Source organism: Candidatus Amarolinea dominans, assembly GCF_016704685.1.
Taxonomy (GTDB): domain Bacteria; phylum Chloroflexota; class Anaerolineae; order SSC4; family Amarolineaceae; genus Amarolinea; species Amarolinea dominans.
Genome location: NZ_JADIZS010000003.1, coordinates 41655 through 49038, shown reverse-complemented (window position 1 = coordinate 49038; position 7384 = coordinate 41655). Strand labels below are relative to the sequence as shown.

Sequence of the window (7384 nt, the reverse complement as noted above, 5' to 3'; positions counted from 1 at the left end):
CCAAAGGATGCATTCCTTGAAACCGATACCCTTTACCAATGACCGCTATCTGCAAGCCGTGCGCGATCACATCGTGGTCTTCGATGGCGCGATGGGCACCAACATCCAGATGCTGGAACCGACCGCGGCCGACTACGGCGGCGAAAAGCTGTGGGGCAACAACGATTACCTGGTCATCAGTCAACCCTCGATGATCGAAACCATCCACGCCGACTTCCTGGAGGCGGGCGCGGAGGTGATCGAAACCTGCACCTTCCGCAGCAACCGCCTGACGATGCGCGAGTACGGGCTGCAGGATCGCATCCTGGAGATCAACCGCGCCGCGGCCAGCCTGGCCCGGCAGACGGCCGATCGCTTTGCGGATGCCACCGGCATCCCGCGCTGCGTCGCCGGCTCCATCGGGCCGACCGGCTATCTGCCCAGCGCGTCCGATCCCACGCTGAGCAATATCACCTTCGAGGAACTGGCGACGGTTTTTGGTGAACAGGCGCGGGGCCTGGTGGAAGGCGGCGTGGATCTGCTGCTGCTGGAAACGCAGCAGGACATTCTGGAGGTCAAGGCGGCCGTGGCCGGCATCTACCGCTACTTCCGTCAGGCCGGCGTGCGTGTGCCAGTGCAGGTGCAGGTCACGCTCGATGTGACCGGACGCATGCTGCTGGGCACCGACATTGCCGCGGTGCTGACCATTCTGCGCTATCTGCCCATTGATGTCATCGGCCTCAATTGCTCCACCGGTCCCGATTACATGCGCGAGCCGATCCGCTATCTAACCGCCAACACCAACCTGCCGATTTCGGTCATTCCCAACGCCGGCCTGCCGCTCAACGTGGACGGCAAGGCCGTCTATCCGATGGAACCGCGGCCGCTGGCCGGCACGCTGGTCGAATTCGTACGCGACCTGGGCGTCAACGTCGTGGGCGGCTGCTGCGGCACCACGCCCGAGCACATTCGCCAGATCGTCGAGTTGGTGCGGCCATTGAGGCAGCGCGCGCCTGGCCTGCAACGCATCGCGGCCAAAGCGGTCTTTCCGGCCCTGGTGGCCTCGGCCATGCGTGCCACCGGCCTGGTGCAGGAACCGGCGCCGCACCTGATCGGCGAACGCATCAACACGCAGGGCAGTAAGATCGTCAAGCGGCTGCTGCTGGCCGATGACTACGATGGCCTGCTGCAGATTGCGCGCGACCAGATCGAGGGCGGCGCGCATACCCTGGACGTGTGCGTGGCGCTGACCGAGCGCGCCGACGAGCCGGAAATGATGCGCCGCACCGTGCGCCTGCTATCGCAAGCGGTGGACGCGCCCCTGGTCATTGACTCCACCGAAGTGGACGTGCTCAGAGTGGCGTTGGAAAACATCCCCGGCCGGCCCATCATCAACTCGATCAACCTGGAAAACGGGCGCAAGCGCTGCGATGCAGTCCTGCCGCTGGCGGTGGAGCATGGCGCGGCCGTCGTCGCACTGACCATTGACCCGATCGGCATGGCCAAAACGGCCGCGCGCAAGTTGGAAGTGGCCCAAGCCATCTACGAGATTGCCGTCAACGAGTACGGCCTGCCGCCCGACGCCCTGATCTACGATGCGCTGACCTTCACCCTGGCCACGGGCGACCCTGAATTTGCCAACAGCGCGGTCGAGACGTTGGAGGGGATTCGCCTCATCAAGCGCCACCTGCCGGGTGTCTTCTGCTCACTGGGCGTCAGCAACCTTTCCTTTGGCCTGGCCTTGCCCACGCGCGGCCCGCTCAACAGCGTCTTTCTCTGGCACGCGGTACGGGCCGGGCTGGACATGGCGATCATCAATCCCAAGCACACGCTGCCCTACGCCGAAATTCCGGCCGCGCTGCGTACACTGTGCGAGGACCTGATCTTCAACCGCCAGCCCGATGCCCTGGCGCGCTACATTCAGTATTTCGAAGAACACCAGGACGCCATCGGCGAGCGCCAGGCCGAAGTGGACCCCACCGAGGGCATGAGCGTGGAGGAAAAGCTGCACTGGCAGATCGTCCATCGTCAGAAGGAAGGCGTGGAGGACCTGGTCAGCACAGCGATCGCCGCCCGTGATCCGGTGTGGGTGCTCAACCACGTGCTACTGCCGGCCATGAAAGAGGTCGGCGACAAGTTCGGCGCCGGCGAATTGATCCTGCCCTACGTGCTGCAATCGGCCGAGGTGATGAAGAAGGCCGTGGCGCGACTGGAGACCTACCTGGAACGCGCCGAAGGCGTAACCAAGGGCAAGGTGGTGCTGGCAACTGTCTACGGCGACGTGCATGACATCGGCAAGAACCTGGTCAACACCATTCTGACCAACAACGGCTTCACCGTGTTCGACCTGGGCAAGCAGGTGCCGGCCAACGTCGTCATTGACAAGGCCGTGGAGGTCAACGCGGATGCCATTGGTCTCAGCGCCCTGCTGGTGAGCACCTCCAAACAGATGCCGCTGATCGTGCAGGAGTTGCACACACGCGGGCTGGCGTTCCCGGTGCTGGTAGGCGGCGCGGCGATCAACCGTCGCTTTGGCCGGCGCATCCTGTTTGTCAAGGATGGCGAGGGCACGACGACGCCCTATGCGCCCGGCGTTTTCTACTGCAAGGACGCGTTCGAGGGCCTGGACACCGTGGGATCGCTGCTTTCCGCGCAGCGCGCCGACCTGGTGCAGCGCAATCGGGAGGAAGGTCTGACCGAGCTGCAGCGCCCCGTGGAGACGGCGGCGCCCAGCAGCCGTACCCGTTCCGACACGCCGCTCCTGGCCCAGGCCGACATCCCGGCGCCGCCTTTCTGGGGCGTCAGCACGATCCGTCACATTCCGCCCATCCAGGTCTTTCCTTTCCTGGACAAGGACGAACTTTACCGCCTGTCATGGGGGGCCAAAAATACCCACGGCGCGGCCTGGGAAACGCTGCGCTCCCAGTTCGATGCCCGCCTGGCTGGCATGACCGCGGCGGCCCAAAAGAGCGGCTGGCTGCAGCCGCAGGCCGTCTATGGCTATTTCCCCTGTCAGAGCGATGGCAATGATCTGCTGATCTACGACCCGGCCGCCATGAAAAGCGCCGCCAACGCTTCGAACCTACCGGTGATAGGCCGTTTTACCTTCCCGCGCCAGGAGGACGATGCGCATCTGTGCATCGCTGACTACTTTGCCCCGGCCGCGTCCGGCCTGCTCGATGTCGTCGCTCTGCAGGTGGTGACGGTGGGCGCAGGCGCCACGCAGCGCTTCGAAGAACTGCAGGCGGCCGGTGACTACAGCGAAGCCTACTTCATGCATGGCCTGGCCGTGCAGACCGCCGAAGCTACCGCGGCCTGGCTGCATGATCGCATTCAGAAGGAGCTTGGTCGCGGGCCGCGGGGCAAGCGCTATTCCTGGGGTTACGGCGCCTGCCCGGACCTCAACGACCACAGCGTGCTCTTCGATCTGCTGCCGGCCGCACAGGAGCTGGGCATGAGCCTGACCACCGCTTTTCAACTGGTGCCCGAACAAAGCACGGCCGCGCTCATCGTACACCATCCGGCCGCGAAATACTACGTCATCGGCGGCAGTCGGGTTGAGCAGTTGCTGCGCTGAGAATTATTCTTATAGTTTTCATAAGAATTGACAAGCACCTATCCCTTGTGTTACAATCTTGAGGCTTGAGCTGTGCAGTGAGCCTGGTTGTGAGCAAAGGGGTCAAGACGTGCAAGCCACCCGTCGCCGTATCCTTGAAATTCTAAAGATCGAAAACAAAGCGACGGTGATGGACCTGGCGCAGGCGCTGGACATGGCGCCGGTTTCGGTGCGTCATCACCTGGATATTTTACAGGGTCAGGACCTGGTCACATCCCTGGTGCAGCACAAACGCACGGTCGGGCGGCCGGAGCAGGTCTATCTGCTGACCGCAGCCGCCAACGATTTCTTTCCGCAGAGTTTTCGCGCGCTGGCAACCGATGTCCTGCACGAAGTGAAGCGCCTGCTGCCGGCCAGTGCGTTGAACGGCATTATCGAGCGCCTGGCGGAGCGCACGCTGGCAGAGGCGCCGCTTGCCCGTTACGGCCAGTCGGTGGATGAACGCGTGGCGGACGTGACCACGTTTCTGAGCGATAAGGGTTATCTGGCGCAATGGGAGCATCACAACGGCCGGCAGTTGCTGCTGCACACCTGCAACTGCCCTTACGCAGGGCTGGCCGCGGAACACCCTGAGTTGTGTCAGATGGATTTGATTCTGGTCTCTGAATTGATGTCCGGCCTCAGCGCGAGCGCACCGCGCTGCCTGGGGCGCCTGGCTGCCGGCGATGGCCGTTGCTCGTACATGTTTGAGTTGAATCACACTGGGGAGCCAACGGGGGGACAGGGATGACCGCAGCAACCATCACGTTACAGCCATCGAAGCTTGTGCCCATGCACGACGGCCTGCACGACGCGTTTGGACGACGGATTGACTACCTGCGCATTTCCCTGACCGATGTCTGCAATTTGCGCTGTGTCTACTGCATGCCTGAAGAGATGCAATTCCAGCCACGCGCTGAACTTTTGCAGGATGACGAAGTCATCTTTATCGTGCAGGCGGCGGCCCGGTTGGGCGTGCGCAAGGTTCGGCTGACCGGCGGCGAGCCGACGGTGCGCCGGCACATCGTGGAACTGGTGCGGCGCGTCAAGCAGGTGCCGGGCATCCAGGAAGTGGCGATGACCACCAACGGTGTCCTGCTGACCGAACTGGCCTTCCCGTTGGCGGCCGCGGGCCTGGATCGGGTCAACATCAGCGTAGACACGCTCGACGCCGCCAGCTTCCAGCGCATCACGCGCTGGGGTTCGCTGCACGATGTGTGGTCGGGCGTCGAAGCCGCTGAGGCCGCCGGCTTGAAGCCGATCAAGCTCAACTGCGTGGTCACGCGCGGCTATAACGATCAGGAGGTGGCCGATCTGGCCCGATTGACGTTTGCTCACGCCTGGGAGGTGCGTTTTATCGAACTGATGCCGTTTGGCGAGGTGGCGAACTTCGCCCACAATGCGGTGGTGCCGTACCAGGAGACGATGGCACAGATCGAGCAGGCGCTCGGCCCCCTGATCGCTGTGCCCGGCTACGATGGTCATGACCCCTCGCGGCCCTATCGGTTGGCGGGCGCACAGGGCACGTTGGGCTTCATCAGCTCGGTCACCCAGCCTTTTTGCGCCGGCTGCGGCCGCGTGCGGGTGACTGCGGATGGTAAGCTGCGACTCTGTCTTCTGCGTGACAACGAAGTAGACTTGCTGACGCCGCTGCGCCAGGGCTGTTCACTGGACGAACTTCAGGCGCTGCTGCGCGTGGCCGTCTGGGGTAAGCCGTGGGGCCACGGCCTGGCCCATGACGTGGTTCCGGCGCTACGGGTTATGTCGCAGATTGGCGGCTGAGCCGGGCGACCGTGTAAATTTACACAACAAGTTGTTGATCTATCTTTTTCAGGGAGGACGTTCATGATTACATTGACACCTACAGCAGCGAGCAAGCTGCAAGATGTCCTGCACAGCAAAGGCCTCAGCGAGGCCACGCATGGGTTACGCGTGTTCGTGCAGGGCGGCGGTTGCGGCGGTATGCAGTACGGCATGACCTTCGAGGGCAATCCGCGCGAGGTGGATGAAGTTTACGAAACTTTTGGCATCAAGGTGTTTGTGGATCCCACCAGCATGTTCTACGTCAACGGTGCGCAGATTGATTTCGTTGATAACCTGATGGGCGGCGGTTTCCATATCGAGAACCCGAACGCCGTATCAAGCTGCGGCTGTGGCAGTTCGTTCCGCACTGCGCAGACGCACAGTGGCGAAGAACCCGCTTCTTGCGGCCATAACTAGAACAACGACGGGCGCTGGTCGCTTGACGAAGGACGGGAGAGGGTCTCCGAATCGGCGCCAACAGCCGTTCAGACTTCATCTTGCGTCCTTCGTTTTTTTTGGAGGTGACCTCATGGTGATGCGTAAAGACATTCGTCAGATTCGGCCCTACGTGTATGAAGTGGCGCGCAACTTTCGTCACGACATGCGCGTGCCGGCCCGCTTCTACGCCGACGAGCTGATTCTGCAACAGGCTCTGAACGATGACTGCCTGGATCAACTGATCAACACCGCCACCCTGCCCGGCATCGTGGGTTACGCGCTGGCCATGCCGGACATTCATCAGGGCTATGGCTTCCCCATCGGCGGTGTGGTTGCCACGGCCGGCGCGGATGGCGTCATCTCTCCGGGCGGAGTCGGCTTCGACATCAACTGTGGCGTGCGTTTGTTGGCGTCGCACCTGGACCGCCAGAGTGTCCAGCCCTATCTCTCCGCGCTGGCGACAGAGCTTTACAAGCAGGTTCCTAGCGGCGCGGGCGAGAAGGGATTTGTCAGCCTGTCGGTCAAAGAGTTGGACGAGGTTCTGGCGCAGGGCAGCCGATGGGCGCTGAAGAAGGGTTTTGCGCGGGCAGACGACCTGGAGAACACCGAGGAGCGCGGCATGATGGCCGGCGCGGATCCGGCTCATTGCAGCGCACGGGCCAAAGAGCGCGGCAAGAGTCAACTGGGCACGCTGGGCTCGGGCAATCACTTCGCGGAAGTGGATGAGGTAGCCGAGATCTACGATGACGAGGCTGCGCAGGCCATGGGCCTTTTCCCCGGCCAGATCGTGGTGATGATTCACTGCGGCAGTCGCGGCTTCGGTCACCAGGTCTGCACCGATTACGTGGACATGTTCCAGAAGGTCATTCACAAGTACGGCATCCATCTGCCGGACCGCCAATTGGTCTGCGCGCCGTTGCAGTCGCCAGAGGGGCAGGCCTATTACGCGGCCATGAGCTGCGCGGCCAATTTCGCCTTTGCCAACCGCCAACTGCTGGCGCACCAGGTTCGTCAGGCTTTTCGCACCGTGTTGGCCGGCAAGGTGAAGAACTTCGATCTGTTCCAGGTCTATGACATCACGCACAACATGGCGAAGATCGAGATGCACGACGTGGATGGGCAGCGGCTGCAGGTCTGTGTGCATCGCAAGGGCGCCACCCGCGCCTTTGGCCCCGGCGCGGACGTGCTGCCGCGCGACTACCAGGACATCGGCCAACCGGTGTTGGTGCCGGGCAGCATGGGTACGGCTTCGTACGTCCTGGTGGGCACAGCGGGCAGCATGGCGCAGACCTTCGGCTCCAGTTGTCACGGCGCCGGCCGCGTCATGAGCCGGTCCGCGGCCAAGCGGCTGGTGCAGGGCGGCGAGCTGCGGGGTCATTTGCAGGCGCAGGGCATCGAGGTGCGCGCCGGCAGCCTGGCCGGCCTGGCTGAAGAGGCCCCCAGCGCCTACAAAGATGTGGATCACGTCGTGGATGTCGTACACAACGCCGGCATCGCGCGCAGGGTTGCGCGGCTGGTGCCCGTGGCCGTGGTCAAGGGGTAACATGCCGGGCATAAATGGCTTCGGTT

General features: G+C 63.0%; 5 protein-coding genes. All 5 read left to right on the top strand.

Annotation, left to right across the window (positions count from 1 at the left end; all coding sequences use genetic code 11):
• Nucleotides 1-16: 16 nt before the first annotated feature.
• The 5 genes from metH (at nt 17) to IPF85_RS03140 (ending at nt 7358) form a co-directional block, all read left to right on the top strand.
• On the top strand, nt 17-3556 hold the full coding sequence (gene metH / locus IPF85_RS03160) for a methionine synthase (RefSeq protein ID WP_343406617.1): 3540 nt from the start codon (nt 17-19) through the stop codon (nt 3554-3556).
• 109 nt (nt 3557-3665) lie between these two features.
• A complete protein-coding gene (locus IPF85_RS03155; RefSeq protein WP_343406616.1) occupies nt 3666-4325 on the top strand; it encodes an ArsR family transcriptional regulator in 660 nt (219 codons plus the stop codon).
• On the top strand, nt 4322-5356 hold the full coding sequence (moaA, locus tag IPF85_RS03150; protein WP_343406615.1) for a GTP 3',8-cyclase MoaA: 1035 nt from the start codon (nt 4322-4324) through the stop codon (nt 5354-5356). The genes IPF85_RS03155 and moaA overlap by 4 nt, the downstream gene beginning before the upstream one ends.
• A 63-nt stretch (nt 5357-5419) precedes the next feature.
• A complete protein-coding gene (locus IPF85_RS03145) occupies nt 5420-5794 on the top strand; it encodes an iron-sulfur cluster assembly accessory protein (protein ID WP_343406614.1) in 375 nt (124 codons plus the stop codon).
• A gap of 112 nt (nt 5795-5906) precedes the next feature.
• Nucleotides 5907-7358 carry an RtcB family protein gene (locus IPF85_RS03140; protein ID WP_343406613.1) on the top strand — a complete coding sequence of 484 codons (1452 nt, stop codon included), beginning with the start codon at nt 5907-5909 and terminating at the stop codon, nt 7356-7358.
• The last annotated feature ends 26 nt before the right edge of the window (nt 7359-7384 follow it).